Origin of the sequence: Streptomyces sp. NPDC006739 (genome assembly GCF_042869815.1) — a bacterium.
Classification (GTDB): Bacteria; Actinomycetota; Actinomycetes; order Streptomycetales; family Streptomycetaceae; genus Streptomyces.
In genome coordinates this window covers 83,018-108,952 of the sequence record NZ_JBIAGM010000011.1, presented here as the reverse complement: position 1 = coordinate 108,952, position 25,935 = coordinate 83,018, and the positions used below count along the sequence as shown (strand labels likewise).

Sequence of the window (25,935 nt, the reverse complement as noted above, 5' to 3'; positions counted from 1 at the left end):
TCGTTCGTGTGTACGGCGGGGGCGGCGACATGAAGTCCGCCCCCGCTGTTCACCCGTAGGTCAGCACCGCGTCCGCGGGCCACGGCTTCATGTGGACCGCGGACCGTGCGGAATCTCCGATCTCCGAAGACTTCGAGAAAGACTCACAGACTCATGGCGAACTACACCGCCGCCGACGTCAAGAAGCTCCGTGAGCTGACCGGCGCCGGCATGATGGACTGCAAGAAGGCGCTGGACGAGGCCGAGGGCAACGTCGACAAGGCCGTCGAGGCGCTCCGTATCAAGGGCCAGAAGGGCGTCGCCAAGCGCGAGGGCCGCTCCGCCGAGAACGGCGCCGTGGTCTCCATCATCGCCGACGACAACTCCTCCGGTGTCCTGGTCGAGCTGAAGTGCGAGACGGACTTCGTCGCCAAGGGTGACAAGTTCCAGGCCGCCGCCAACGCGATCGCCGAGCACGTCGCCAAGACCTCCCCGGCCGACCTGGAGGCGCTCCTCGCCTCCGAGATCGAGGCCGGCAAGACCGTCCAGGCGTTCGTGGACGAGGCCAACGCCAACCTCGGCGAGAAGATCGTCCTGGACCGCTTCGCGCAGTTCTCGGACGGTTACGTCACCGCCTACATGCACCGCACGATGCCCGACCTGCCCCCGCAGATCGGTGTCCTCGTCGAGCTCGACAAGCCCAACGCCGAGGTCGCCAAGGGTGTCGCCCAGCACATCGCCGCCTTCGCGCCGAAGTACCTCTCCCAGGAGGACGTCCCGGCCGAGGTCGTCGAGTCCGAGCGCCGCATCGCCGAGGAGACCACCCGCGCCGAGGGCAAGCCCGAGGCCGCGATCGCCAAGATCGTCGAGGGTCGCGTCAACGGCTTCTTCAAGGACGCCACGCTGCTCGGCCAGCCGTACGCGCTGGACAACAAGAAGTCGGTGCAGAAGGTCCTGGACGAGGCCGGTGTCACCCTGAAGCGCTTCACGCGCATCAAGGTCGGCATCTGAGTCCGTACCGCGATCGACGCGCGACCCACGGGGAAATCCCGATAAGGTCGACAGCAGTCGTCCGCGTACACCGCCACCCACAGGCACGTGGCGGACGGCAGCAGATCTGACGAGGAGGCCATTGCCGCGCATGGGAGCGAAAAGCGACCCCAACCGGCAGTGGCCTTCTTCGTATGTGCATCACGTAACAGAGGCGGGATCCCCATGACCACCAAGGCCCAGAAGAGCGACGACGGCAAAGTACGCGGCCGGTTTCTGCTGAAGCTGTCCGGAGAGGCATTCTCCGGCGGTGGCGGTCTGGGCGTGGACCCGGACGTGGTGCACAAGATCGCCCGCGAGATCGCCTCCGTCGTCCGCGACGGCGCCGAGATCGCGGTCGTCATCGGCGGCGGGAACTTCTTCCGCGGCGCCGAACTCCAGCAGCGCGGCATGGACCGCGCCCGCTCGGACTACATGGGCATGCTCGGCACCGTGATGAACTGCCTCGCCCTCCAGGACTTCCTGGAGAAGGAGGGCATCGACAGCCGGGTGCAGACCGCCATCACCATGGGGCAGGTCGCCGAGCCGTACATCCCGCTGCGCGCCGTGCGCCACCTGGAGAAGGGCCGCGTGGTCATCTTCGGCGCCGGTATGGGCATGCCGTACTTCTCCACCGACACCACCGCCGCCCAGCGCGCCCTGGAGATCGACGCCGAGGCGCTGCTCATGGGCAAGAACGGCGTGGACGGGGTCTACGACTCCGACCCCAAGCGCAACCCGGACGCCGTCAAGTTCGACTCCCTCGGCTACGGCGAGGTCATCACCCGCGACCTCAAGGTCGCCGACGCCACGGCCATCACCCTGTGCCGCGACAACAAGCTGCCGATCCTCGTGTTCGAGCTGCTCGCGGAGGGCAATATCGCCCGGGCCGTCAAGGGTGAGAAGATCGGCACGCTCGTGGGGGAGCAGGGCAGCCGGGACTGACCGGGCCGCCCCCGGGCCCCGGCCGGGGGATGGACAATGTCCTGCCGGTCGGGAACCGTGCAGGAAGAAGACGCGACGCAGCCGGCCGCCGCCCCGAAGAGGAACCGCAGCCGGGCCTTACTCAAGACACGCAGGAGCAAGTGGTGATCGAAGAGACCCTCCTCGAGGCCGAGGAGAAGATGGAGAAGGCCGTCGTGGTCGCCAAGGAGGACTTCGCCGCGATCCGCACCGGCCGTGCGCACCCGGCGATGTTCAACAAGATCGTGGCCGACTACTACGGTGCGCCGACGCCGATCAACCAGCTGGCCTCGTTCTCCGTGCCGGAACCGCGCATGGCGGTCGTGACCCCCTTCGACAAGAGCGCGCTGCGCAACATCGAGCAGGCGATCCGCGACTCCGACCTGGGCGTCAACCCCAGCAACGACGGCAACATCATCCGGGTGGTGTTCCCCGAGCTGACCGAGGAGCGCCGCCGCGACTACATCAAGGTCGCCAAGGGCAAGGGCGAGGACGCCAAGGTGTCCATCCGCTCCGTGCGCCGCAAGGCCAAGGACGCCATCGACAAGCTGATCAAGGACGGCGAGGTCGGCGAGGACGAGGGCCGCCGTGCGGAGAAGGAACTCGACGACACCACGGCGAAGTACGTCGCCCAGGTGGACGAGCTTCTCAAGCACAAGGAAGCGGAGCTGCTAGAGGTCTGATGAACGACTCCTCCTGGGGGGCGCCGCCACCGGCCGGCTACTGGGCGCCGTCCGACCAGGGATCTGACCAGGGGTATGTCCATGGGCATACCCCGGCGGGTCCCGCATACGATGCGCCTGAGGCGCAGCACACTCGCCCCATGCCCATCGTGCCCGACGTACCCGCCGCCTACGGCGGAGACCAGGATGACGACCGGGGGGCCGCTCGGCTGAGCGGCCCCTTGTTCGGCGACGACATGCAGCAGGCGCGGCCCTACGGGGCGGCGCCGCAGAACCCGAATCCGGAGCCCATGCCCGACGCCTCCCAGCCGGCGCCCGCCCCGCAGAAGAAGAGCGCGGGCCGGGACCTGAGCGCGGCCATAGGGGTCGGGGTCGGGCTCGGTGTGGTGATCGTCGCGTCCCTGTTCATCGTCAAGGCCGTGTTCGTCGGCGTCGTCGCGGTGGCCGTGGTCGTGGGCCTGTGGGAGCTGACCAGCCGGCTGCAGGAACGCAAGAGCATCAAGGCGCCCCTCGTCCCGCTGGCGGTCGGCGGGGCCGCGATGGTCGTCGCGGGGTATGTCCGGGGTGCCGAGGGCGCGTGGGTCGCCATGGCGCTCACGGCGCTGGCGGTGCTGGTCTGGCGCATGACCGAGCCGCCCGAGGGCTACCTCAGGGATGTCACGGCGGGCGTCTTCGCGGCCTTCTACGTGCCCTTCCTGGCGACGTTCGTCGCGATGATGCTGACGGCCGACGACGGCCCGTGGCGCGTCCTGACCTTCCTGCTGCTCACGGTGGTCAGCGACACCGGCGCGTACGCCGTCGGCTGGCGCTTCGGCAGTCACAAGCTCGCCCCCCGCATCAGCCCCGGCAAGACCCGTGAGGGCCTGCTCGGCGCGGTGCTGTTCGCCATGGTGGCGGGCGCGCTGTGCATGCAGTTCCTGATCGACGGCGGCGCCTGGTGGCAGGGCCTGCTGCTGGGCCTCGCGGTCGCGGTCAGCGCCACGCTGGGCGACCTCGGCGAGTCCATGATCAAGCGTGACCTGGGCATCAAGGACATGGGCACCCTGCTCCCCGGCCACGGCGGCATCATGGACCGCCTGGACTCACTGCTGCCGACGGCTCCGGTGGTGTGGCTGCTGATGGTGGTGTTCGTCGGCTCGGCCTGACCCTCCCGGGCACGGCACACGGCCCCCGTCCCGGGCAGGACGGGGGCCCTCGCACGCGAGGACCGGGCCGCGGAGTGGATCTGCGACACTGGTACGGCTATGCCTAAGCCCGGAGAACTCACTTTCGTCGCCCCCCGCGGAGCCAAGAAGCCGCCGCGGCATCTCGCCGATCTCACGCCCGCGGAGCGCAAGGACGCCGTGGCGGAGGCCGGGGAGAAGCCGTTTCGCGCCAAGCAGCTCTCGCAGCACTACTTCGCGCGGTACGCGCACGACCCGGAGCAGTGGACCGACATCCCCGCCGGGTCGCGGGACAAGCTCCGCGAGGCGCTGTTTCCCGAGCTGATGACCGTCGTACGGCATCTGTCGACCGACCAGGGCACCACCCGCAAGACGCTGTGGCGGCTGTTCGACGGGACGCTCGTGGAGTCGGTGCTGATGCGCTACCCGGACCGGGTGACGATGTGCATCAGCTCGCAGGCGGGGTGCGGGATGAACTGCCCGTTCTGCGCGACCGGGCAGGCGGGGCTCGACCGGAATCTGTCCACCGCCGAGATCGTCCACCAGATCGTGGACGGCATGCGGGCGCTCAGGGACGGGGAGGTGCCCGGCGGGCCCGCCCGGCTCTCCAACATCGTCTTCATGGGGATGGGCGAGCCGCTGGCCAACTACAAGCGGGTCGTCGGTGCCGTCCGCGCGCTGACCGACCCCGCGCCGGACGGGCTCGGGCTCTCGCAGCGCGGGATCACGGTGTCGACGGTCGGCCTCGTGCCGGCCATCCACCGGTTCGCCGACGAGGGCTTCAAGTGCCGGCTCGCCATCTCCCTGCACGCTCCCGACGACGAACTGCGCGACACCCTCGTCCCCGTGAACACGCGGTGGAAGGTGCGCGAGGTGCTCGACGCCGGATTCGAGTACGTCGAGAAGAGCGGGCGCCGGCTGTCCATCGAGTACGCGCTGATCCGGGACATCAACGACCAGGCCTGGCGCGGTGACCGGCTGGGGCGGCTGCTCAGGGGCAAGCCCGTGCACGTGAACCTGATTCCGCTCAACCCGACGCCGGGGTCCAAGTGGACCGCCTCCCGGCCCGAGGACGAGAAGGCCTTCGTCGAGGCGATCGGGGCCCACGGTGTGCCGGTGACGGTCCGGGACACCCGGGGGCAGGAGATCGACGGGGCCTGCGGTCAGCTCGCGGCCACCGAGCGGTAATCTGAGCCGGTACGTACATCTTCATATTCCGACAGGGGAGCGCCACAGCGCTGAGAGTGCGGCAACCGGGCCGCAGACCCTCTGAACCTTGCCCAGGTCATTCTGGGTAGGAAGTTCGGTCATCACTCAAGCTGTTGCGCCCTGCCCGGGAGCCGGCGGATCCCTCCGACGGTCCCGGACAGGGCCGCGTCTCTTCCTGGTCTGCCAGGAGGAATCTCAGTGAGCAACAACAAGTTCGTGGTCGCGGCCGTCGGCCTCGGTCTCGTCGCGCTGTCCGCGTGCGGGTCGGCCGGCGGCAAGGGGGCGGCCGACTCCAAGACCGTCACCCTGGTCAGCCACGACTCGTGGGCCGTCTCCAAGAACGTGCTCAAGGACTTCGAGAAGCGGTCCGGCTACCAGGTCAGGGTCCTGAAGGACGGAGACGCCGGACAGGCCGTCAACAAGGCGATCCTGACCAAGGACGACCCGCAGGGCGACGTCTTCTTCGGCGTCGACAACACCCTGCTCTCCCGCGCCCTCGACAACGGCCTCTTCCAGTCCTACCGGGCCAAGGACGCCGACCAGGTCCTGCCGCAGTACCGCGTCGACCAGGCCAGGCACCGGGTCACCCCCATCGACACCGGCGACATCTGCGTCAACTACGACAAGGCCTACTTCGACAAGCACCGGCTGACCCCGCCGCAGTCCTTCGACGACCTGGTCAAGCCGCAGTACAAGAACCTCCTCGTCACCGAGAACGCCGCCACCTCCTCGCCCGGCCTCGGCTTCCTGCTCGGCAGCGCCGCCCGGTACGGCGACGGGGGCTGGCAGGACTACTGGAAGAAGCTGAAGGCCAACGGCGTCAAGGTCGTCGACGGCTGGGAGCAGGCCTACGACCAGGAGTTCTCCGGCTCGGCCGGCGGCCGCAAGGCCAAGGGCGACCGGCCGCTCGTCGTGTCGTACGCCTCCTCGCCGCCCGCCGAGGTGATCTACGCCGACCCGAAGCCGACGACCGCGCCCACCGGGGTGTCGTACGGCACCTGCTTCCGGCAGACCGAGTACGCCGGGCTGCTCGCCGGCGCGCACAACACCAAGGGCGGCAAGGCGTTCATCGACTTCCTGCTGACCAGGGAGTTCCAGGACGACATGCCGCTGAACATGTACGTCTACCCGGTGCGGAAGGACGCCGAGGTGCCCGCGGAGTTCGTGAAGTACGGCCCGCAGGCCAAGGATCCCGAGACCATGGCCCCCGACCGGATCGCCGCCGGCCGTGACCAGTGGGTCAAGTCGTGGACCTCGCTCGTACTCAAGTGACGGCCCCTCGCGGGCGGACGGCGGGGAGGGCGGCGCGGCTCGCCCTGATGGCCGGACCCTTCGCGTTCTTCGCCGTCTTCTTCGCCTGGCCGGTCGCCGCGATCGTCGCCCGCGGGCTGAGGACCGACGGCGTGTGGCGGCTCGGACGGGTCGCCGACGTGCTCGGGCAGTCCGACATCCGGCACGTGCTGTGGTTCACCACCTGGCAGGCGCTCGCCTCCACCGCCCTCACCCTGCTCCTCGCGCTGCCCGCCGCCTACGTCTTCGCCCGTCTCGACTTCCCGGGCCGGCAGGTGCTGCGGGCCGTCGTCACGGTGCCGTTCGTGCTGCCGACGGTCGTCGTCGGTACGGCCTTCCTCGCCCTCGTCGGGCGCGGCGGACTCCTCGACGAACTGTGGGGGGTGCGGCTGGACACCACCGTGTGGGCGATCCTGCTGGCGCACGTCTTCTTCAACTACGCGGTCGTCGTACGGACGGTGGGCGGGCTGTGGGCGCAGCTGGATCCGCGTCAGGAGGACGCCGCCCGGATGCTCGGCGCCTCGCCCCTCGGGGCCTGGCGCCGGGTGACCCTGCCGGCGCTGGCGCCCGCCGTGGCCGCCGCAGCGCTGATGGTGTTCCTGTTCACCTTCACCTCCTTCGGGGTGGTGCAGATCCTGGGCGGCCCCACCTTCTCCACCCTCGAAGTGGAGATCTACCGGCAGACCTCGGAGATCTTCGACCTGTCCACGGCCGCCGTCCTCACCCTCGTGCAGTTCGTCGCGGTCGGCGCCGTCCTCGTCGTCCACGCCTGGACGGTACGGCGGCGGGAGTCCGCGCTGCGCCTGGTGGACGCCTCGGTGACCGCGCGCCGGCCGCGCGGGGCCGGACAGTGGGCGCTGCTCGCCGGCGTCCTCGCCACCGTCGCCCTCCTCCTCGTCCTGCCGCTCGCCGTGCTGGTGGGCCGCTCCCTCGACGCACCCGGCCTCCGCTACTACCGGGCGCTGACGAACGCCGACGGCGGCACCTTCCTGGTGGCACCCGTCACCGCCGTGTGGACCTCGCTGCAGTACGCGGTGGCCGCCACCGCCATCGCGGTGCTCGTCGGGGGGCTCGCCGCCGCCGCGCTGGCCCGCCGGGACGCGGGACGGCTGGTGCGGGGCTTCGACGCGCTGCTGATGCTGCCGCTGGGCGTGTCCGCGGTGACCGTCGGCTTCGGGTTCCTGATCGCCCTCGACAAGCCGCCGCTCGACCTGCGCCAGTCCTGGATCCTGGTGCCGCTCGCCCAGGCGCTGGTCGGCGCCCCCTTCGTCGTACGGACCATGCTGCCCGTGCTGCGGGCCGTCGACGGACGGCTCCGGGAGGCGGCGGCCGTGCTCGGGGCGTCGCCGTGGCGGGTGTGGCGGGAGGTGGACCTGCCGATGGTGCGGCGGGCGCTGCTGATCGCGGCCGGGTTCGCGTTCGCCGTCTCGCTCGGGGAGTTCGGGGCGACCGTGTTCATCGCGCGGCCCGACAACCCGACGCTGCCGGTGGCGGTGGCCCGTCTGCTGGCCCGGCCAGGCGACCTCAACTACGGCCAGGCGATGGCCCTTTCGACGATTCTGATGGTGGTGTGCGCGGTGGCCCTGCTGGTGCTGGAGCGGCTGCGCACCGACCGGACGGGGGAGTTCTGATGCTGCTGGGCCTGGAGCGGGCGACCGTACGGTTCGGTGGGCGTGCGGTGCTGGACGCCGTGGACCTGGAGGTCGCCGAGCACGAGGTGGTGTGCGTGCTCGGGCCCAGCGGCAGCGGCAAGTCGACGCTGCTGCGCGCGGTGGCGGGTCTGCAACCCCTCGACGGCGGGCGGGTGTTGCTCGACGGGTGCGACCAGGGGGGTGTCCCCGCGCACCGGCGCGGGGTCGGGCTGATGTTCCAGGACCATCAGCTCTTCCCGCAGCGGGACGTGGGCGCCAACGTGGCCTTCGGGCCGCGGGTGCGCGGGGTGCCGAAGGGGCAACGGGACGCCGAGGTCGGGGAGTTGCTGGAGCTGGTCGGGCTGCCGGGGGCCGCCCGGCGGGCCGTCGCCGGGCTGAGCGGCGGTGAACAGCAGCGGGTGGCCCTCGCCCGGGCGCTGGCGCCCCGGCCCCGGCTGCTGATGCTCGACGAGCCGCTCGGTCAGCTCGACCGCTCGCTCCGGGAGCGGCTGGTGGTCGAACTGAGGGAACTGTTCGGTAGGTTGGGCACGACCGTGCTCGCGGTGACGCACGACCAGGGCGAGGCGTTCGCGCTGGCCGACCGGGTGGTGGTGATGCGGGACGGGCGGATCGCGCAGTCCGGGACGCCCCTCGAGGTGTGGCAGCGGCCCGCCGACGAGTTCGTGGCCCGCTTCCTCGGCTTCGACAACGTGGTCCCGGCGACGGTCTCCGCGGAGGCGGCCGACACGGTGTGGGGGAAGCTACCGGTGCCCGAGGACGCGCCCCAGGGCAGCCGCACGCTCCTGGTCCGGCCGGCCGGCGTACGGCTGGTGCCGGCCGAGGAGGGCCTGGCGTGCACGGTGACCGCCCGTACCTTCAAGGGCACCCATGTGACGGTGTGCCTCCAGCCGCGGGAGGGTCCCCCGCTGGAGGCGGCCTGCGCACTGCGCGCGGCTCCGGAGGTCGGTGCCGAGGTCGGCGTGCGGTTCGACGCGGCCGAGATCGCGGTACTGGGCTGACCCGACCGCCCCGGCCCCACGTCTCACGCGCACACCTCGGCCGCCCTCCGCAGCACCGGGGGCCGCTCGTCGCGGACAGGCCGCGGCCCACCCCCGGAGCAGGGGCGGGCCGCGGTGAGCTGGTGGACCGGAAGGTCAGCGGCTGCCGTTCGAGCCTCGGCGGCGCATGCCGAAGAACACCGCGCCGCCGCCGACGACGACGAGGGCGCCCGCGATGCCGGCGATCAGGGGCGTGTTGGAGTTGGCACCGGTCTCGGCGAGGTTCGAGTCACCGGCCGCCGGGGAGGGCGCGTTGCTCGCCGTCCCGGCCGGGGCCGTGCTGCTGCTCTCCGAGGCCGAGGGAGTGGGGCTCGCCGACTGGGCGGGGGTGGAGGCGGACGCCGACGGCGACGGGGTGGCCGACGGGGTCGGGGAGGCGCTGTCCGCGGCCGTGCAGGCGGTGGACGGCGTCGTCAGGTTCTGCTTGATGTCCGCGTCGACGAGATTGCCGGCCTTGACGTGGATGCGGTAGGTCGCGCTGGGCTTCCAGTCCTCGGCGAAGTCGATGGTGACGCCCGTGACGGAGCCCTTGACCTCCGTCGGCTTGCCGACCCGCTGGACGTCGGCGCCGTTGTTCTCCAGGAACACGGTGACGACGGCCGGGGTACCGGAGGCGTCGACGTCGGTGACGGAGATGACTCCCTTGGTGCCGACGCACTTGGCTTCGGCGGAGAACTCGGAGATGTCGCACGCGAGCGCGGTGCTGGACAGACCGAGCGCCAGCGCGGCGGAAGCGGAGGCGACACCCAGGACGCGCACGGAGCGGCGTGCGCTGCGACGGGTTATGGACACGTTTGTCCTTTACAGAGTGCAACTGCGGGGGGCTGAGAGGGAGGTGAGGCGACGACGGTGTGCGGCCCCACCAACCCCAGGAGGCTTCACAGGTCTATAAGCGCTTCGTAAGAAGTGTCAACGCATATGCGGTCCACGGGTGTTGACTTTGCTCGCTTATTAACAGGCGAGACGTTTCAGCAATGTCCCGGTCCGCTCAATCCGGCCCAGCACGGCCATTCCGTCATACGAAGGGAGTTGAGAAGGGGTCAGCCGCTCAGGGGCAGCGCGGCCAGGCCGGCGACCACCAGGGTGAGGGGACCGAACAGGGCCAGCAGGGCGCCCACGCGCAGGGCCGTGGCAGCACGGAGCATCGTGGTGGGGGCGCCCAGCCGGAGCAGGACGGCGTTCGTCTCGGCGCGGCACTGCCGGGTCTCCACGGCCGCCGTGAACAGGGTCGCCACGGCGCAGCCGGTGACCTGGAGCGCGCCGAGGGTGGTGAGCGGGCCGAAGGCCGGGGCGCCGCCGCGGTACAGCGCGGACATGGCGTACCCGCCGGAGGCGACCGCGCAGACCACGCCCAACGGGCGGCCGAGGCGGGTGGCTTCCGCCATCAGCACCCGGCCGGCCAGGAGCCGTAGCACGCCGGGACGGACGGACTGGAGCAGCCGGCCGCACAGGTGGGTGAGTCCGGGCGCGGCGAGGATCAGGCCGAGCGCGGTGACCGCCCAGCCGATCAGTACGGCGGCGGCCCCGACGGGGAGAGGGGTGTGCGTGGGGCGGGCGATGAGGTGGGACGCGGAACGGCTGGCGTAGGCCTCCACGGCCAGGCCCGCGGTGAGTACGGCGACGCCCCAGGGGAGGCCGAGTGCCACGCGGCTCGGCAGGGGGTCGGGGAGGGCCTCGGACCAGCCCGCGTCCGGTGTCCCGGTTCCCGTCTCGTGGGCGGTGTCGCCGTCCGGTGCCGTTGCCGTGCCGTCCCGGCGGGGGACGGTCGGCGACTCGGCGCTGTCACTGCCCGAGGCTCGGGTGCGCAGCAGACGCGCGCCGAACCTGCCGTACGCCCCGAAGGTCTCCCTCGTGGCCGTGCGGCCGTACGCCCCGAAGCGGCCGGGGGCGCGGCCCGGGTCAGGCGGGGTGCGGCGGGGCTGGCGGGGGCGCAGGGTCACGGCGACCGCGAGGGCCGCGGCCGCCGGGACCACCGCGAGCAGCGTCAGCGTGGCCGGCAGGGGGAGCGGCAGGCCGGCCGCCAGGAACGGGGCGGCGGCGCCGTGGAAGGGCGTGCCGGTGATGTCGCCGCGCAGGTGGAGGAAGGCGAGCAGGGCCAGCGCCGAGCCCAGGGCGCAGGACAGGGCCGTGGTCCCCGCCGAGACCGCCATCAGGCGGGCCGGTCCCAGGCCCACGGCGGACAGGCCGGGGCGCGGCCGGGTGCCGGGATCCGTGCGGGCGACCGCGACCGCGAAGTACACCGTGGCGGCCAGCGGGATCGCGCACCAGCCCAGGCGGAGTACGGCGCCGCCGGGGGTCTCGGGGTGGCCGAGCGCGTAGCCGAGGGCGCCGAGCAGGAGGAAGGCGGTGGCGGCCGACGCCGACGCCACCAGCAGGCGGCGCAGTTGGACGGCGGGGCGGCCGGAGCGGGTCAGGCGGAGAGCGAGCACGCGGCCCGGCCTTCCGCCTCCGGGGCCGGCGGCAGGTGCACCGTTCTGACGCACCGCCCGTCCAGCAGGGTCACCGTGCGGTCGGCGAGGGCCGCGGTGGCGGCGTCATGGGCGGACATGACGACGGTGATGCCGTGCGAGCGGGCCGCCGAGGTGAGGGTGCGCAGCACCTGGATGCGGTCCGCGCGGTGCAGCGGGGCGGTCGGCTCGTCCGCGAACAGGACGGTGGGCGCGGGGGCGAGGGCTCGGGCGATCGAGACGCGCTGGCGTTCGGCCTGCTTCAACTGGTGCGGGCGGTCGCGGGACTTGTCGCCGACGTCCAGGCGCTCCAGCCACTCCAGGGCGGTCACCTTGGCCCGACGGCGGCCGGTGCCGCGCAGCATCAGCGGGAGGGCCGCGTTCTCCCAGGCGTTCAGCTCGGGCACGAGCATCGGGGCGGGGTCGATCCAGCCGAAGCGGTCCCGGCGCAGCCGTTCCCGCAGGAGGGGGTCCATCTTGTGGACGGGCGCGCTGTTGAACCAGACCTCGCCGCCCTGCGCCGGAAGCAGACCGGACAGACACCGCAGCAGGGTGGTCTTGCCGCTGCCGCGCGGGCCGTTGACGGCGAGGATCTCGCCCTCGCGCACACTGAGCGAGACACCGGCGAGCGCGGGGGAGCCGTCCTGGTACCTGAAGTGCAGGGCGCGTGCCCACAGCACGTCGTTGTCCGGCGGGGCCTCCATGGGCGTACACCTCGGTTCTGATCCGTTTCCCGTGCCTGTTCATCCCTCGTCCGGGGGAACGAACGCTCGGCCGATCGGTCACTGGCACGCTAGGCAGGTCCCGGCGGGCGGCCGGACAGCACACGGCCCCGGGCCGCCGTTCTCACTCGAACGGACGGCACCGGGGCCCGTGTTGGTCGGCCGGCCGGAGGAAACGGGCCGATCAGAGCTTCGTCCACGCCTCCGTGAGCGTCGCGCGCAGGATCTGCTCGATCTCGTCGAAGGTCCTCTGGTCGGAGATCAGCGGCGGGGCGAGCTGGATCACCGGGTCGCCGCGGTCGTCGGCCCGGCAGTACAGGCCGTTGTCGAACAGGGCCTTGGAGAGGAAGCCGTACAGGACGCGCTCGGTCTCCTCCTCGTCGAAGGACTCCTTGGTGTGCTTGTCCTTGACCAGCTCGATGCCGTAGAAGAAGCCGTTGCCGCGGACGTCGCCGACGATCGGCAGGTCGTGCAGCTTCTGCAGGGTCGACAGGAACGCGCCCTCGTTGTCGAGCACGTGCTGGTTGAGGTTCTCGCGCTCGAACAGGTCGAGGTTGGCGAGGCCCACGGCGGCCGAGACCGGGTGGCCGCCGAAGGTGTAGCCGTGCAGGAAGGTGTTGTCGCCCTTGTAGAACGGCTCGGCGAGCTTGTCGGAGATGATGCAGGCGCCGATCGGGGAGTAACCCGAGGTCATGCCCTTGGCGCAGGTGATCATGTCCGGGACGTAGCCGAACTTGTCGCAGGCGAACATGGTGCCGAGGCGGCCGAAGGCGCAGATGACCTCGTCGGAGACGAGCAGGACGTCGTACTGGTCGCAGATCTCGCGCACCCGCTGGAAGTAGCCGGGCGGGGGCGGGAAGCAGCCGCCCGCGTTCTGCACCGGCTCCAGGAAGACCGCGGCGACCGTGTCCGGGCCCTCGAAGAGGATCTGCTGCTCGATCTGGTCGGCGGCCCAGCGGCCGAAGGCCTCGGGGTCGTCGCCGAAGAGCGGCGCGCGGTAGATGTTGGTGTTGGGGACCTTGTGGGCGCCCGGCACGAGGGGCTCGAAGGGGGCCTTCAGGGCGGGCAGGCCGGTGATGGACAGGGCGCCCTGCGGGGTGCCGTGGTAGGCGACCGCACGGGAGATGACCTTGTACTTGGTGGGCTTGCCCTTGAGCTTGAAGTACTGCTTGGCCAGCTTCCAGGCGGTCTCGACGGCCTCGCCGCCGCCGGTGGTGAAGAAGACCTTGTTCAGGTCGCCCGGGGCGTAGTCGGCCAGGCGCTCGGCCAGTTCCACGGCCTTGGGGTGGGCGTAGGACCACACCGGGAAGAACGCCAGCTCCTGGGCCTGCTTGAACGCGGTCTCGGCGAGTTCCGTGCGGCCGTGCCCGGCCTGGACCACGAACAGACCGGCGAGACCGTCCAGGTAGCGCTTGCCCTTGTCGTCGTAGATGTAGGTGCCCTCGCCCCGGACGATGGTCGGGACGGGGGAGTTCTCGTACGAGGACATGCGGGTGAAGTGCATCCACAGGTGGTCGTACGCGGTACGGCTGAGGTCCTTCTGGCTCACGGTTATCGGGTTCCCCACATGTAGGTCTGCTTCTTGAGCTTGAGGTAGACGAAGCTCTCGGTGGAGCGCACACCCGGCAGGGCCCGGATGCGTTTGTTGATGACGTCCAGCAGGTGGTCGTCGTCCTCGCAGACGATCTCGGCGAGGATGTCGAACGAGCCCGCGGTCATCACCACGTACTCGACCTCCGACATGGCGGTCAGCGCCTCCGCGATCGACTCGACATCGCCCTCGACGTTGATCCCGACCATCGCCTGCCTGCGGAAGCCCACGGTGAGCGGGTCCGTGACGGCGACGATCTGCATCACGCCCTGGTCCAGCAGCTTCTGGACGCGCTGGCGCACGGCCGCCTCGGACAGCCCGACGGCCTTGCCGATCGCGGCGTACGGACGGCGGCCGTCCTCCTGGAGCTGCTGGATGATGGCGAGGGAGACGGCATCCAGCTGCGGGGTGCCGTTCCTGATCTCGCGGGACTCGCGGGCGGAGTCCCTCTGGTCTGCGCTTCGACTGGCCACGGCCTCACTGTGCACGACGTCTCGACAGTTCCGCAAGCCTTCACCGATGAAATTCGTTGTCTACGGCGCCGAAGCCTGCGGATTTCGCAGAAGTAGCGGGATCGGGGGTGTTGAAAACGTGGGCACTCCGATTAGTGTGGGTGTCTCAGTCAATGGACACCCGAACTTGGAGGGCCGGCAGTGAGCACCGAGCTGCGTCGTCTGCGCAACCACATCGACGGTGAGTTCCGGGACGCCGCCGACGGACGGACCACCGAGGTGGTCAACCCCGCGACGGGCGAGGCGTACGCGACCGCGCCGCTGTCGGGACCGGCGGACGTGGACGCCGCCATGGCGGCCGCCGCCCGCGCCTTCCCCGGGTGGCGCGACACGACCCCGGCCGAGCGGCAGAAGGCCCTTCTGAAGATCGCGGACGCCTTCGAGGAGCGCGCCGAGGAGCTGATCGCGGCCGAAGTGGAGAACACGGGCAAGCCGGTCGGGCTGACCCGCTCCGAGGAGATCCCGCCGATGGTCGACCAGATCCGCTTCTTCGCGGGTGCGGCGCGGATGCTGGAGGGCCGCGCGGCCGCCGAGTACATGGACGGGATGACCTCGATCGTCCGCCGTGAGCCGGTCGGTGTCTGCGCGCAGGTCGCGCCGTGGAACTACCCGATGATGATGGCCGTGTGGAAGTTCGCCCCGGCGATCGCGGCGGGCAACACGGTCGTGCTGAAGCCCTCCGACACGACCCCAGCGTCCACGGTCCTGATGGCCGACATCATCGGCTCGATCCTGCCGAAGGGCGTCTTCAACGTCGTCTGCGGCGACCGCGACACCGGCCGCCTGATGGTCGAGCACCCGACCCCGGCGATGGCCTCCATCACCGGCTCGGTCCGGGCCGGCATGTCGGTGGCCGAGTCCGCGTCCAAGGACCTCAAGCGCGTCCACCTGGAGCTGGGCGGCAAGGCGCCGGTCGTGGTCTTCGAGGACACCGACATCGCCAAGGCCGTCGAGGACATCTCGGTGGCCGGATTCTTCAACGCGGGCCAGGACTGTACGGCGGCCACGCGCGTGCTGGTGCAGGAGGGCATCCACGACGAGTTCGTGGCGGCACTCGCGAAGGCGGCCGCCGAGACGAAGACCGGCCTGCCGGACGACGAGGACGTCCTGTTCGGCCCGCTGAACAACCCGAACCAGCTCAAGCAGGTCGCCGGATTCATCGAGCGGCTGCCCGCCCACGCCAAGGTCGAGACCGGTGGCCAGCAGGTCGGGGACAAGGGCTACTTCTACGCCCCGACCGTCGTCTCCGGCCTGAAGCAGGACGACGAGATCATCCAGAACGAGGTCTTCGGTCCGGTCATCACCGTCCAGTCCTTCGCCGACGAGGACCAGGCCGTCGAGTGGGCCAACGGCGTCGAGTACGCCCTGGCCTCCTCGGTGTGGACCAAGGACCACTCGCGCGCCATGCGCATGTCCAAGAAGCTCGACTTCGGCTGCGTGTGGATCAACACCCACATCCCGCTGGTCGCCGAGATGCCGCACGGCGGCTTCAAGAAGTCCGGCTACGGCAAGGACCTGTCGGGGTACGGCTTCGACGACTACACGCGGATCAAGCACGTGATGACGTCCCTGGACGGCTGACGCGCACACGGGGCCCGGGGCCCGGACGGACGACCGGCAGGGCGCCGGTTCCGTCCGGGCCCGCTCGGCACGGTGTTGATTGTGCGTTCACCGGGCGGCACGGCATCCTGCCGGGATGCCCCGGACCTCGCCCGAGCCACCCTCGCCCGTGCCACCCTCGCTCAAGTCGCCCTCGCCCTCCCGTCGTTCCCTGCTGCGCGCGCTCGGGCCGGCCGTCGCGCTCGGCGCCGTCGGCGTCCTCGGCGGATGCGGGGTGCCCGCCGCGTACGTCCGGCCGAGGGACCGCTCGGTCGCCGACCTGTCCGCCCGCGACCGCGCGCTGACCTGGGCGAACTGGCCGCTGTACATCGACACCGACGACCACGACCCGAACCGGCGGCCCACGCTGGAGGCCTTCGGGAAGCGCACGGGCCTGTCGGTCGACTACGTCGAGGAGATCAACGACAACGACGAGTTCTTCGGCAAGATCAGCCCGGCTCTGATGAACCATCAGCCGACCGGCCGGGACCTGATCGTCATCAGCGACTGGATGTGCGCGCGGTTCGTACGGCTGGGCTGGGTGCAGGAGATGGACCGCGCCCGGCAGCCGAACGTGTCGGAGCACCTGGACCCGCTGCTCCGCTCGCCCGCCTTCGACCCGGGCCGCAGGTACACGGTGCCCTGGCAGTCGGGCATCACCGGCATCGCCTACAACCGCCGCGCGCTGGGCCGCGAGCTCCGGCACGTCGGGGAGCTGTGGGCGAGCGACCTCAAGGGCCGGGTGACCCTGCTCTCCGGCCTGGACGAGGCGTTCGCGCTGCTCATGCAGGGCAACGGCGTGGACATCACCCGGTGGACGGCCGGGGACTTCCACACCGTCTGCGACCAGGTGGAGAAGGAGGTCCACCGGGGCCAGATACGCCGCTTCACCGGCAACGACTACACCAAGGACCTGGTCAGCGGGGACGTGCTGGCCTGTCAGGCGTACTCGGGCGACGTCATCCAGCTCCAGGCCGACAACCCCGACATCCGCTTCCTCGTCCCCGAGGAGGGTGCCGAGCTGTGGTCGGACTCCCTGATGATCCCCGACCGGGCGCGGCACAAGGCCAACGCGGAACGGCTGATCGACTACTACTACGACCCGCATGTCGCCGCCCAGCTGGCCGCCTGGGTCAACTACGTCTGCCCGGTCCCGGCGGCGAGGGAGGTACTGGCCGCGTCCCCGGACAAGGACACGGCCGCCCTCGCGGACAACCCGCTGATCTTCCCCGACGCGGCACTGCGCGGGCGGCTCGCCATCGCGCGGGACATCACGTCGGCGGAGCGGGTGGAGTTCGCCAAGCGGTGGAACCGGATCGTGGGGCTGTAGGACCGGTCCGCTGCTGCACATGGCCGACGCCGGTGTCGTCAACGCCACCGGTCATGCCGCCCCGGACGCCCGGCGACGCGTCGTCGCCCTAGTCGTCCGGTCCTTCGAGGCTGACTGACCTCTCAGCGTGCCGCCGAGGGCTGCGCCGAGGGCTGTGCCGAGGGCCGGGTGAGGTTCTCGGGCCGCAGGATCGTCTCCAGTTGATCGGTGGTGAGCAGGCCCGCTTCGGCGGCGAGGTCCTTGACCGGACGGCCGGTGGCCAGGGCCTGGCGGGCGAGGGTGGTGCTGGCCGCGTAACCGATGTACGGGGCGAGCGCGGTCACCAGGCCGATGGAGCGGTGGACCGTGTCGCGCAGGTGTGCGCGGTTGGCGGTGATGCCCGGGACGCAGCGGGTGGCGAGGGTGTCGCAGGCGGCGCGCAGATGGGTCAGGGAGCGCAGCAGGCTGTAGGCGATGACGGGTTCGAAGGCGTTGAGCTGGAGCTGTCCGGCCTCCGCGGCCATGGTGACGGTCAGGTCGTTGCCGATCACCTCGAAGGCGACCTGGTTGACGAGCTCGGGGATCACCGGATTGACCTTGCCGGGCATGATCGACGAACCCGCCTGCACCGGCGGCAGATTGATCTCGCCGAGTCCCGCGGTGGGGCCGGAGGAGGTGAGGCGCAGGTCGTTGCAGGTCTTGGAGAGCTTCACGGCCACGCGCTTGAGGACGCCGGAGAGCTGGACGAACGCCCCGCAGTCCTGAGTGGCCTCGATGAGGTCGCCCGCGGGCCGGACGGGTTCACCGCTGATCTCGGCGAGGTGGGCGCAGGCCGGCTCCGCGTAGCGGGGATGGCCGTTGATGCCGGTGCCGATGGCGGTGCCGCCGAGGTTGGACTCCAGCAGGAGGGCGGCGGCCTCGGCGAGGCGCCGGCGGTCCTCCTCGATCATGACGGCGTAGGTGGTGAACTCCTGGCCCAGTGTCATGGGGACGGCGTCCTGGAGCTGGGTACGGCCCATCTTCAGCACGTCGCCGAACTCCGCCGCCTTCTCGGTGAAGGCCGCGGCCAGCGCCTCGAGTGAGTCGCCGAGCCGGCGCAGCGAGGCGACCAGGGCCAGGCGTACGGCGGTCGGGTAGACGTCGTTGGTGCTCTGGCCGAGGTTGACGTGGTCGAGCGGGTGGATCACCTCGTAGCGACCGCGCGGGTGGCCGAGGATCTCCAGGGCGCGGTTGGCGATGACCTCGTTGGCGTTCATGTTGGTGGAGGTGCCGGCCCCGCCCTGCACGGGGTCGACGACGAACTGCTCGTGCAGCCGTCCGGCCCCGATCTCCTGGCACGCCTCGATGATCGCCCCGGCGATGCCGGGCGGCAGCAGTCCGAGGTCGCGGTTGGTCCGCGCGGCCGCCTGTTTGACCGCGGCCAGTGCGGTGATCAGGTCCGGGAACTGGGCGATGGTCGAGCCGGTGATCGCGAAGTTCTCCACGGCCCGCACGGTGTGCACTCCGTAGTAGGCGTCCGCCGGGACCTCCTTGTCGCCCACCAGGTCGTGCTCCGTGCGTGTGCTCTGCGCCATCCGATGCTCCTCGCCTCGCGGACCCCTTGACAGGCCACCGCTTCCGGGCCCAGTGTTACCCGCCAACACGCAGAACGCAATATATTGCATGTTCGAGGAGCCTCCCATGAGCACCGCTCACCCCCTCCCCACCAGCGCGAACACCCCACCGACCCGGCCCTCGGGCTTCTTGCGGCGATGTCTGCGGATACCGATCGGCGTCCAGTCGGTCATCGCCGTGGGTCTCGGAGCCCTCGTCGGGTCCCTCGCCCCGTCCGCGGGCGAGCAGATGAAGATCCTCGGGGACGTGTTCCTGAACCTCGTGCAGGTCGTCGTCCTGCCCCTGGTCTTCCCGCTCATCGTGCTGGGCATCGCCCGCATGGAGTCGGTCAAGAAGGTCGGCCGGATCGCCGGCAAGGCCATCCTCTACTTCGAGCTGGTCACCACGGTCGTCCTGTTGATCGCGGTCGGACTGGCCAAGTTCACGGGCATCGGCAAGGGCGCCCCCGTCCACTCGGCCGACGCCAAGGACCTGGCCGGCCTGAGCAAGGGCATCGACTTCCACGAGCTGGCCCTGAACGCCGTACCGAAGAACATCTTCGCCGCGTTCGGCGAGGGCGACCTGCTCGGGGCGATCGTCTTCGCCCTTCTCGTCGGCGTCGCCATGGCCGCGATCGGCGAGAAGTCCGACCCCTTCGCCGCCGTCCTGGAGTCCGTCGCGGCGGTGATGTTCAAGGTCGTCGGCTACGTCATCCGCGTCGCGCCGCTCGGCGTGCTGGGCTTCATCTCCTACGACGTCGCCCACTACGGCTTCGGCAATCTGCGCAGCCTGGTGGGTTTCATCACCGTCGTCTACGCGGGCCTGGCCATCGTGCTCGGTGTGCTCTTCCCGCTCATCGCGGCGCTCTACCGCATCCGCTACGTCGAACTGCTGAAGGCGATCGGCGGGCTGGCCGGGATCGCCTTCGTCACCCGCAGCTCCGAGTCCGTGCTGGCGCCGCTCATGGCCAAGCTGGAGGACTTCGGTGTCAGCCGGTCGACGACCTCCTTCGTCGTCCCCCTCGGCTACTCCTTCAACACCGACGGCTCCGTCCTCTACCAGGCCGCCGCCCTGGTCTTCCTGGCCAACGCCTACGGCGCGGACACGTCCCTGCCGGCCCTGCTGCTCATGGTGGGCGTGCTGGTGATCCTCTCCAAGGGCATGGCCGGTGTCGCCTCCGCCTCGATCGTCGTCCTCATCGCCGCCGGCAACTCCCTCGGCCTGCCCGCCGAGGGCATCGCCCTGCTGCTCGGCGTGGACTTCATCGTCGACATGGCCCGCACCGGTGTGAACGTGATCGGCAACTCGCTCGCCGCCGCCGTCGTCGACAGCTCCGAGAAGCGGCGCGAAGCGAAGTACGGCACCGGCGAGACGTCCCCGGCCGGCGCCGCCGCCCTCCGGAAGGAGCCCGTACGGTGACCACCCCCACCCCCGAGATCATCGGCATCCTCGGCGGTATGGGCCCCGCGGCCACCGCCGACTTCTACGCCAAGCTGGTCGCGCTCACCCCCGGCACCAGCGACCAGGACCACCTCCGTACGGTCATCTGGTCCGACCCCACCGTCCCGGACCGCACCGAGGCCCTGCTGGGCGACGGCCCGGACCCCACGCCCTGGCTCCTCGACGGCAGCCGCGTCCTGCGGGAGGCCGGCGCCACGGTCATCGCCATCCCCTGCAACACCGCCCACGCCTTCGTCCCGCGCATCGTCGACCACGTCGGCCTGCCCATCGTCCACATGATCGGCGAGGTCGCCGGGCACCTCGCCACGCTGCGCCCGCGCATCCGTACCGCCGGACTGCTCGCCACCAGCGGCACCGTCCGTGCCGGCCTCTACCAGGAGTGGCTGGACCGGGCCGGGATCCGCCTCGTGCTCCCCGACGCCGCGAGCCAGGACGACGAGGTCATGACCGCCATCCACGCGGTGAAGGCGGGTACCCGCGACGACACGACGACCGCGCTCCTGTCCCGCGCCGCACGGCGCCTGGCCGAACGGGGTGCCCAGGCGGTGATCGCCGGCTGCACCGAGATTCCCCTCGGTCTGCCGGCCGACTCCCTGGACGTCCCCCTCGTCGACCCGGCGCTGGTCCTGGCCCGGGCGCTCGTCCGCCGGGCCAGGGGCGGGCAGACAGCCGCGTAGGCAGTGCGAAGGCAAGAGCGAAGACAGGCGCGAAGACAGGCGCGAAGACAGGCGCGAAGGGCGATGTACTGTACGCGATATGTCACTCGACAGCCCTGTCTCCCGCCGCCTCCTCAGTGACGAGGTCTTCGACCGCCTGCGTGACTCGATCGTGCGCGGCGAACTCGTCCCCGGCGAGAAGGTCAAGGACGGTGAACTCGCCGAGCGCCTCGGTCTCAGCCGCACCCCGGTGCGCGAGGCGCTCGCCCGCCTGACCGAAATCGGCCTGGTCGAGTCAAAACCGGGTGTCTACACCCGGATCACCACCCTCAACCGCCGGGACGTCGAGAAGACCCTCGCCGTCCTGCGCTCCCTCGACCAACTCGCCGTCGAGACGGCCGTGCCGGTCCTGACCGAGCAGGACCTGGGCCGCATGCGCGAGGCCAACCGCGACTTCGAACGGGCCGTCGCCGCCAACGACACCACGGCCGCGCTCGCCGCCGACGACCGCTTCCACGCCGTCCCGCTCACCGCGGCGGACAACCCCGTGCTCAGCCGGATCGTCGAGCAGCTCCACCCGCAGATCCACCGCATCCTCTACCGCAAGTTCTCCACGCTCCTCGGCGGCCGCAACACCATCGAACACCACGACCAGCTCGTCGACGTCTGCGCCGGCGGTGACGCCCGTGCCGCGGCCGAACTCTCCGGGCACCACTGGTCGGAACTCGGGGGACACATCAGCCGGCTCTTCGACACCAACCAGTTCGCCGAGACGGCCACCGGTTAGCCCGCCCGCCCCCCGCGCCGCCCGTCACTTCAGTCCGCTCAGCATGACGCCCCGGATGTAGTGCTTCTGCAGCAGCAGGAAGAGGACCAGGACCGGGAGGATGCTCAGGACGAGGCCGGCCATGACGACGGGCATCGTACGGGTCGGGTCGACGTAGTCCTGCAGGAGCTGGATGCCCACGGGCAGGGTCATCACGTGCGGGTCGGCGGTCGAGACGAGCAGCGCCCAGATGTACTCGTTCCAGGCGTCGACGAAGGTCAGCAGCCCGAGCGTCACCAGGACCGGCTTGGTCTGCGGCACCACGATCCGCCACCACACGGCGAACTCGCCGGCCCCGTCGATCCGCGCGGCCTCCAGGACCTCGTCCGGGATGGAGATCATGAACTGGCGGGTCAGGAAGATCCCGAAGCCGTTGACGAGGAACGGCATCGCGAGCGCCACGATGCTGACGGTCAGCCCCGCGCCACCCCGCCCGAACAGGTCGTTGCCGCCCGCCAGCGGCCAGTGCACCAGGATCAGGAAGTGCGGGACGAAGAAGAGGAACGGCGGGAACATCATCGTCGACAGCACCAGGCGGAAGACGAAGTCGCGCCCGGGGAAGCGGAGTTTGGCGAGCGCGTAGCCGGCGAGCGACGAGGTGAGCAGCACCGATCCGGTGATCAGGGCGGTAGCGGTCACGCTGTTGCGGAAGAGGACCGGCAGATCGAGTTGGCGGACCGCCGACCGGTAGTTGGACAGGTCGAACGCCCTGGGCAGGAACCGGTACGGCAGCGTGCCGGCCTCACCGGGCCCCTTGAAGGACGTCATCACCATGTCGAGGAACGGCACCACGGTGAGCACAGCGCCGGTCACCACGACCAGGTACGACAGCCAAGGGAAACGGCGGCGGTTCACGCGTCCTCCCCGCCGCGCCGGAAGAACCACAGCTGTCCCAGGGTGACCAGGAGGACCACCAGGAACAGCACGAAGGCGGCGGCGCTCGCGGTGCCCCAGTCGCCGTACGAGAAGGCCTGCCGGTACATCTCCAGCGCGGCCACATCGGTCGCGTCACCCGGGCCGCCCCTGGTCATCACGATGATCAGCGCGAACGACTGCAATCCGGTGAGGAACTGGGTGACGCACACGAACAGCAGGGACGGTCGCAGCAGCGGCAGGGTGATCTTCCAGAAGACGGTGGCGGCCCCGGCGCCGTCGAGCGCGGCGGCCTCGTAGTACGACTGCGGGATCGACTTCAGTCCGGCGGTCAGGACGAGGATCGCCGTGCCGACCGAGGCCCAGGCCTGGACGACCACGACCGAGGGCAGCGCGGTGTCCGGGTCCTGGAGGAACGCCACCGAGCCGAGCCCGAGGGCGTTGAGGACGCCGTTGACCAGGCCGCCGGGCTCGTACATGTACTTCCACACGTTGCCGACGGCGACGACGGTCGTGACGATCGGCAGGAAGTACAGGGTGCGCCACAGCCCCTGGAACCGCAGGTGGTCGATGCAGGTGGCGACGAGCACGGAGCCGGCCAGCGCGAGGGCCACGGTGCCGAGGGCGAACAGCAGTGTGTTGGTCAGGATCGGCGTCAGGAACGTCGATCCGTCCGTGAGGAGGCCGGTGAAGTTGTCCAGGCCGGCCGGCTCGATGCCGCCGAGGTCGAACCCGGCCCAGCGGGACATCGACAGCAGCAGCGCGAAACCGAGCGGCAGCAGCAGGAAGACGGCGAAGAACAGCAGGGTCGGCGCCAGGAAGAGGTAGGCGACGAGCACCTGGCGGCGCCGGGCCCGGCCACGGCCGTCGACGGCGGGCGCGGTGGGTCTCGGGCTGTGCGCCGCCCGCTCGGCCGCCTGGGTCGCCACGGCGTTCACCATGAGCGCGACACCTCCTGATCGACCTGGCGGCGGGTGCTGCGCAGGGCCTCCTCGACCGATTGCTGACCGGTCCACAACGCCTCGATGTTCTTGCGCAGCAGCGACTTGGCCTGCTGCGCGCCCGGGGCGTTCGGCTCCGGCACCGCGTAGGCCAGCGCGTCCAGGAAGGGGCGCAGGTTCGGATCGGCGCCCGCGCCGAGGAGCGTGCGCATGTCGTCGGCGCGGCCGGTCATGGAGCCGACCGACACCTGCAGCCGGCTCATCCTGGTCGCGGCCATGCCGTTTCCGGCGCCCTTCCCTGCTTCCTTCCCGGTGCTCGTGCCGCTCACCTTCGCGGAGTTGAGCCAGCGCAGGAACTCCCAGGCCTCGCGCGGGTGCGGGCAGGCGGTGTTGACCCCGAGCAGGAAACCGGTGGAGAGGGTGGCGCGCTCGTCGCCCGCCCCGGGCACGGGCAGCGGCGCGACGCCGACATCGCGGTAGCCCCTGCCCATCAGGGCCTTCAGGTTCCCGGTCCACCAGCCGGCGCCGACCACCATCGCCACCTGCCCGGACGGGAACGCCTGGTAGACGTTGACGCCGGGGGCGCTCGCGCCCTGGGCGACCAGGCGGTGCTCCAGACCGAACACGGCCCGGCCGGCCGGTGAGTCGATGGCGGTGCTCCTGCCGTCCGGGGAGAGGAACCTTCCGCCGGCGGCGTTGAGCAGGGCGAGCGTCTGGCCGACGGTGGTGGCGTCGTCGTACGCCGACAGCCCGAACCCCTGGACCAGGGTGTTGCCGTACCGGTCCCGTCGGGCGGTGCGGTATGCCGTCTCCTCCAGCTCCCGCCAGGTGCGCGGAGGGCGCTCGACGCCGGCCTCGCGCAGCAGCCGCCTGTTGTAGTAGAGGGCATACGTCTGCACCTCGGTGGGGTAGCCGTAGACCCTGCCCGCCACCGAGGCGGAGGAGACGGCGGCCTCGCGGTAACCGCGTCCGATCTCCCCGGCGTGCTCGGGCGGAGCGGGCCGCAGGACGCCGGCCCGGACGAGCTGGCCGGTCCACAGACAGTACGGGTGGAGGAGGTCGGCGCCCTGGCCCGCGGCCTGCCGGACCATCAGCGTGGTCAGCAGGTCCGTGAACTCGACGGCCGTGGTGCGCACCCTGACCCGGTCGTGCGTGGCGTTCCACTCGTCGACCGGGCGCTGCAGGGCCGCCTTGAGCGCCCCGCTGGTGTAGTGGGAGAGCAGGGTGAGGACGATGGGATCGCCGGGCCGCCCGGTGCCCCGGTGCGGCGCCGCGCATCCGGAGCCGAGCAGCGCCGAGGACAGCGCGAGCGCGAAGTGACGGCGGCTCAGGCCGGCGGTGCGGCCCGGGCGCGACGGCGTCATCCGGCGGCCTCCCGGCGCATCACGCGGAACACCCGGGTCGTGGTGAAGCCGCTCGCGCGGTACAGGTGCCCCGCCGGGGACTGCTCGCCGGTCCACAGGAACCAGGCGGAGTGCGCCCGGCGCGCCCGCATCCGCTCCAGGACCAGGTGGAGCAGGACCTTGCCGACTCCGCTGCCGCGTGTCTCCTCCAGCACGCCGAACGGCCCGAAGCGTTCGTCCACCGCGTCGAACGTGCCGTGCATCGCCCAGCCGACCAGACGGCCCGAAGGGTCCCGGGCGACGACGATCCGGTCGAGCGGTGTGCCCGCGGCCAGACACTGCCGGATCGCGCACGCCCAGTCCGGGCCGAAGTGGTTCCCGGCGAGCGCGAACAGGTCCACCAGGTCGTCGTCGCACGGGGTGGCGAACCGGTAGCCGTGCTCGGTCAGTTCGTCCAGGCGGCGCGCGACATCCTCCGGGAAGCGGTATCCGACCAGGCGGCGGTCCATCGCCGCCGCCTCGTACAGCGTGCGAAAGCCCACGGACTCCAGGAGCGAGGCCGCTTCCGGGTACGCCTCGGCGTCCAGGCCGGGCAGGACGTAGTTCGGGGTGTACGAGGAGAAGTCCACCCGGGTACGGCCGTGGCCGTGCAGCCAGTCGAGGGCCTCGGTCAGCAGCCGGCGGCCAAGGCCCTGTCCACGGGCGGCCGGGTCGACGAAGAAGAACGGGATCCAGCCCTGCTCCGGCTCCAGGTCGGTGCCGGTCATCGGGGTCAGACGGCGCACCGCGTAGGCGGCGCCGACGACCCGGCCGCCTTCGGTGCGGTCGCCGTCGACGGCGACCCGGAGGCCCTGTGGGTCGAAGTTGGCGTCGAGCAGCACCAGGGAGCGGAAGCGGTCCGGGGTGATCGGGTCGGCCGGGGCGCTGCGGCGCCACGCCTCCACCAACGGCGGGCCGTCGCCCGCGCGAAAGCCACGCGTGCGGGCCCGGGGCGGCGCCGTACGAGTCGTACGCGTCGTGCGATCGGTCATCGGCGGGGCCGTCCTTTGCGGGCGCG

The 25,935-nt window shown here is 71.0% G+C and carries 23 protein-coding genes and 1 riboswitch; of the genes, 13 read left to right on the top strand and 10 right to left on the bottom strand.

Annotated features, from left to right (window positions below):
- The first annotated feature begins 153 nt into the window (after positions 1 to 153).
- The 8 genes from tsf to ACFYMM_RS22390 all read left to right on the top strand — a co-directional run bounded on the left by tsf (position 154) and on the right by ACFYMM_RS22390 (position 8,966).
- Positions 154 to 990 carry a translation elongation factor Ts gene (gene tsf / locus ACFYMM_RS22425; protein WP_388389239.1) on the top strand — a complete coding sequence of 279 codons (837 nt, stop codon included), beginning with the start codon at positions 154 to 156 and terminating at the stop codon, positions 988 to 990.
- Between the two features lie 204 nt (positions 991 to 1,194).
- Complete coding sequence (gene pyrH, locus ACFYMM_RS22420) at positions 1,195 to 1,953, top strand: UMP kinase (RefSeq protein WP_388389237.1); 759 nt, start codon at positions 1,195 to 1,197, stop codon at positions 1,951 to 1,953.
- A gap of 143 nt (positions 1,954 to 2,096) precedes the next feature.
- Positions 2,097 to 2,654 carry a ribosome recycling factor gene (gene frr, locus ACFYMM_RS22415; protein WP_145867003.1) on the top strand — a complete coding sequence of 186 codons (558 nt, stop codon included), beginning with the start codon at positions 2,097 to 2,099 and terminating at the stop codon, positions 2,652 to 2,654.
- Complete coding sequence (locus tag ACFYMM_RS22410) at positions 2,654 to 3,799, top strand: phosphatidate cytidylyltransferase (protein ID WP_388389235.1); 1,146 nt, start codon at positions 2,654 to 2,656, stop codon at positions 3,797 to 3,799. Before frr ends, ACFYMM_RS22410 begins: the two co-directional genes overlap by 1 nt.
- 99 nt (positions 3,800 to 3,898) lie before the next feature.
- Entirely contained in the window at positions 3,899 to 5,005 is a 1,107-nt protein-coding gene (gene rlmN / locus ACFYMM_RS22405) for a 23S rRNA (adenine(2503)-C(2))-methyltransferase RlmN (protein WP_388389233.1), read from the top strand.
- A 23-nt stretch (positions 5,006 to 5,028) separates the two neighbouring features.
- A riboswitch (TPP riboswitch) is annotated at positions 5,029 to 5,136 on the top strand.
- Positions 5,137 to 5,224: 88 nt separating this feature from the next.
- Positions 5,225 to 6,298 (top strand): thiamine ABC transporter substrate binding subunit, encoded by a 1,074-nt coding sequence (locus ACFYMM_RS22400; RefSeq protein ID WP_388389231.1) that lies wholly within the window; start codon positions 5,225 to 5,227, stop codon positions 6,296 to 6,298.
- 47 nt (positions 6,299 to 6,345) lie between these two features.
- The gene (locus ACFYMM_RS22395) at positions 6,346 to 7,947 is read left to right on the top strand and encodes an ABC transporter permease (protein ID WP_388389229.1); all 1,602 of its coding nucleotides are present in this window, start codon (positions 6,346 to 6,348) and stop codon (positions 7,945 to 7,947) included.
- The gene (locus ACFYMM_RS22390) at positions 7,947 to 8,966 is read left to right on the top strand and encodes an ABC transporter ATP-binding protein (RefSeq protein WP_388389226.1); all 1,020 of its coding nucleotides are present in this window, start codon (positions 7,947 to 7,949) and stop codon (positions 8,964 to 8,966) included. The genes ACFYMM_RS22395 and ACFYMM_RS22390 overlap by 1 nt, the downstream gene beginning before the upstream one ends.
- A gap of 135 nt (positions 8,967 to 9,101) precedes the next feature.
- Here ACFYMM_RS22390 and ACFYMM_RS22385 read toward each other — a convergent pair whose 3' ends face one another.
- From ACFYMM_RS22385 to ACFYMM_RS22365, 5 genes are all read right to left on the bottom strand, one after another.
- Positions 9,102 to 9,797, bottom strand: coding sequence for an LAETG motif-containing sortase-dependent surface protein (locus tag ACFYMM_RS22385; protein ID WP_388389223.1), 696 nt, complete (start codon positions 9,795 to 9,797; stop codon positions 9,102 to 9,104).
- A gap of 248 nt (positions 9,798 to 10,045) precedes the next feature.
- Entirely contained in the window at positions 10,046 to 11,434 is a 1,389-nt protein-coding gene (locus tag ACFYMM_RS22380) for a hypothetical protein (RefSeq protein ID WP_388389221.1), read from the bottom strand.
- Positions 11,416 to 12,156, bottom strand: coding sequence for an ABC transporter ATP-binding protein (locus tag ACFYMM_RS22375; RefSeq protein WP_388389218.1), 741 nt, complete (start codon positions 12,154 to 12,156; stop codon positions 11,416 to 11,418). The genes ACFYMM_RS22380 and ACFYMM_RS22375 overlap by 19 nt, the downstream gene beginning before the upstream one ends.
- Before the next feature lie 202 nt (positions 12,157 to 12,358).
- On the bottom strand, positions 12,359 to 13,741 hold the full coding sequence (locus ACFYMM_RS22370) for an aspartate aminotransferase family protein (protein ID WP_388389215.1): 1,383 nt from the start codon (positions 13,739 to 13,741) through the stop codon (positions 12,359 to 12,361).
- On the bottom strand, positions 13,726 to 14,253 hold the full coding sequence (locus ACFYMM_RS22365; RefSeq protein WP_388389213.1) for an Lrp/AsnC family transcriptional regulator: 528 nt from the start codon (positions 14,251 to 14,253) through the stop codon (positions 13,726 to 13,728). Before ACFYMM_RS22365 ends, ACFYMM_RS22370 begins: the two co-directional genes overlap by 16 nt.
- A gap of 165 nt (positions 14,254 to 14,418) precedes the next feature.
- On the opposite strand from ACFYMM_RS22365, the gene ACFYMM_RS22360 reads away from it, so the two are divergent.
- The gene (locus ACFYMM_RS22360; protein WP_388389211.1) at positions 14,419 to 15,858 is read left to right on the top strand and encodes a gamma-aminobutyraldehyde dehydrogenase; all 1,440 of its coding nucleotides are present in this window, start codon (positions 14,419 to 14,421) and stop codon (positions 15,856 to 15,858) included.
- Positions 15,859 to 15,973: 115 nt separating this feature from the next.
- Complete coding sequence (locus tag ACFYMM_RS22355; protein ID WP_388389209.1) at positions 15,974 to 17,206, top strand: spermidine/putrescine ABC transporter substrate-binding protein; 1,233 nt, start codon at positions 15,974 to 15,976, stop codon at positions 17,204 to 17,206.
- 122 nt (positions 17,207 to 17,328) lie between these two features.
- Here the strand turns inward: ACFYMM_RS22355 and ACFYMM_RS22350 are convergent, their stop codons facing one another.
- On the bottom strand, positions 17,329 to 18,759 hold the full coding sequence (locus tag ACFYMM_RS22350) for an aspartate ammonia-lyase (RefSeq protein WP_388389207.1): 1,431 nt from the start codon (positions 18,757 to 18,759) through the stop codon (positions 17,329 to 17,331).
- 106 nt (positions 18,760 to 18,865) lie between these two features.
- On the opposite strand from ACFYMM_RS22350, the gene ACFYMM_RS22345 reads away from it, so the two are divergent.
- The 3 genes from ACFYMM_RS22345 to ACFYMM_RS22335 all read left to right on the top strand — a co-directional run bounded on the left by ACFYMM_RS22345 (position 18,866) and on the right by ACFYMM_RS22335 (position 21,682).
- Positions 18,866 to 20,197, top strand: a complete 1,332-nt coding sequence (locus ACFYMM_RS22345) for a dicarboxylate/amino acid:cation symporter (RefSeq protein WP_388389204.1) — start codon at positions 18,866 to 18,868, stop codon at positions 20,195 to 20,197.
- Positions 20,194 to 20,916 carry an aspartate/glutamate racemase family protein gene (locus ACFYMM_RS22340; protein WP_388389202.1) on the top strand — a complete coding sequence of 241 codons (723 nt, stop codon included), beginning with the start codon at positions 20,194 to 20,196 and terminating at the stop codon, positions 20,914 to 20,916. The genes ACFYMM_RS22345 and ACFYMM_RS22340 overlap by 4 nt, the downstream gene beginning before the upstream one ends.
- Before the next feature lie 79 nt (positions 20,917 to 20,995).
- Complete coding sequence (locus tag ACFYMM_RS22335) at positions 20,996 to 21,682, top strand: GntR family transcriptional regulator (RefSeq protein ID WP_388389200.1); 687 nt, start codon at positions 20,996 to 20,998, stop codon at positions 21,680 to 21,682.
- 24 nt (positions 21,683 to 21,706) lie between these two features.
- On the opposite strand, the gene ACFYMM_RS22330 is transcribed toward ACFYMM_RS22335, so the two are convergent.
- From ACFYMM_RS22330 to ACFYMM_RS22315, 4 genes are read right to left on the bottom strand one after another with little or no spacing between them, the layout of a single operon-like run.
- Positions 21,707 to 22,576: a carbohydrate ABC transporter permease gene (locus ACFYMM_RS22330; RefSeq protein WP_388389198.1), complete on the bottom strand. Its 870-nt coding sequence runs from the start codon at positions 22,574 to 22,576 to the stop codon at positions 21,707 to 21,709.
- Complete coding sequence (locus tag ACFYMM_RS22325; protein WP_388389196.1) at positions 22,573 to 23,535, bottom strand: carbohydrate ABC transporter permease; 963 nt, start codon at positions 23,533 to 23,535, stop codon at positions 22,573 to 22,575. Before ACFYMM_RS22325 ends, ACFYMM_RS22330 begins: the two co-directional genes overlap by 4 nt.
- Positions 23,529 to 24,899, bottom strand: a complete 1,371-nt coding sequence (locus tag ACFYMM_RS22320; RefSeq protein WP_388389194.1) for an ABC transporter substrate-binding protein — start codon at positions 24,897 to 24,899, stop codon at positions 23,529 to 23,531. Before ACFYMM_RS22320 ends, ACFYMM_RS22325 begins: the two co-directional genes overlap by 7 nt.
- A complete protein-coding gene (locus tag ACFYMM_RS22315; RefSeq protein ID WP_388389191.1) occupies positions 24,896 to 25,909 on the bottom strand; it encodes a GNAT family N-acetyltransferase in 1,014 nt (337 codons plus the stop codon). Before ACFYMM_RS22315 ends, ACFYMM_RS22320 begins: the two co-directional genes overlap by 4 nt.
- Positions 25,910 to 25,935: the final 26 nt, after the last annotated feature.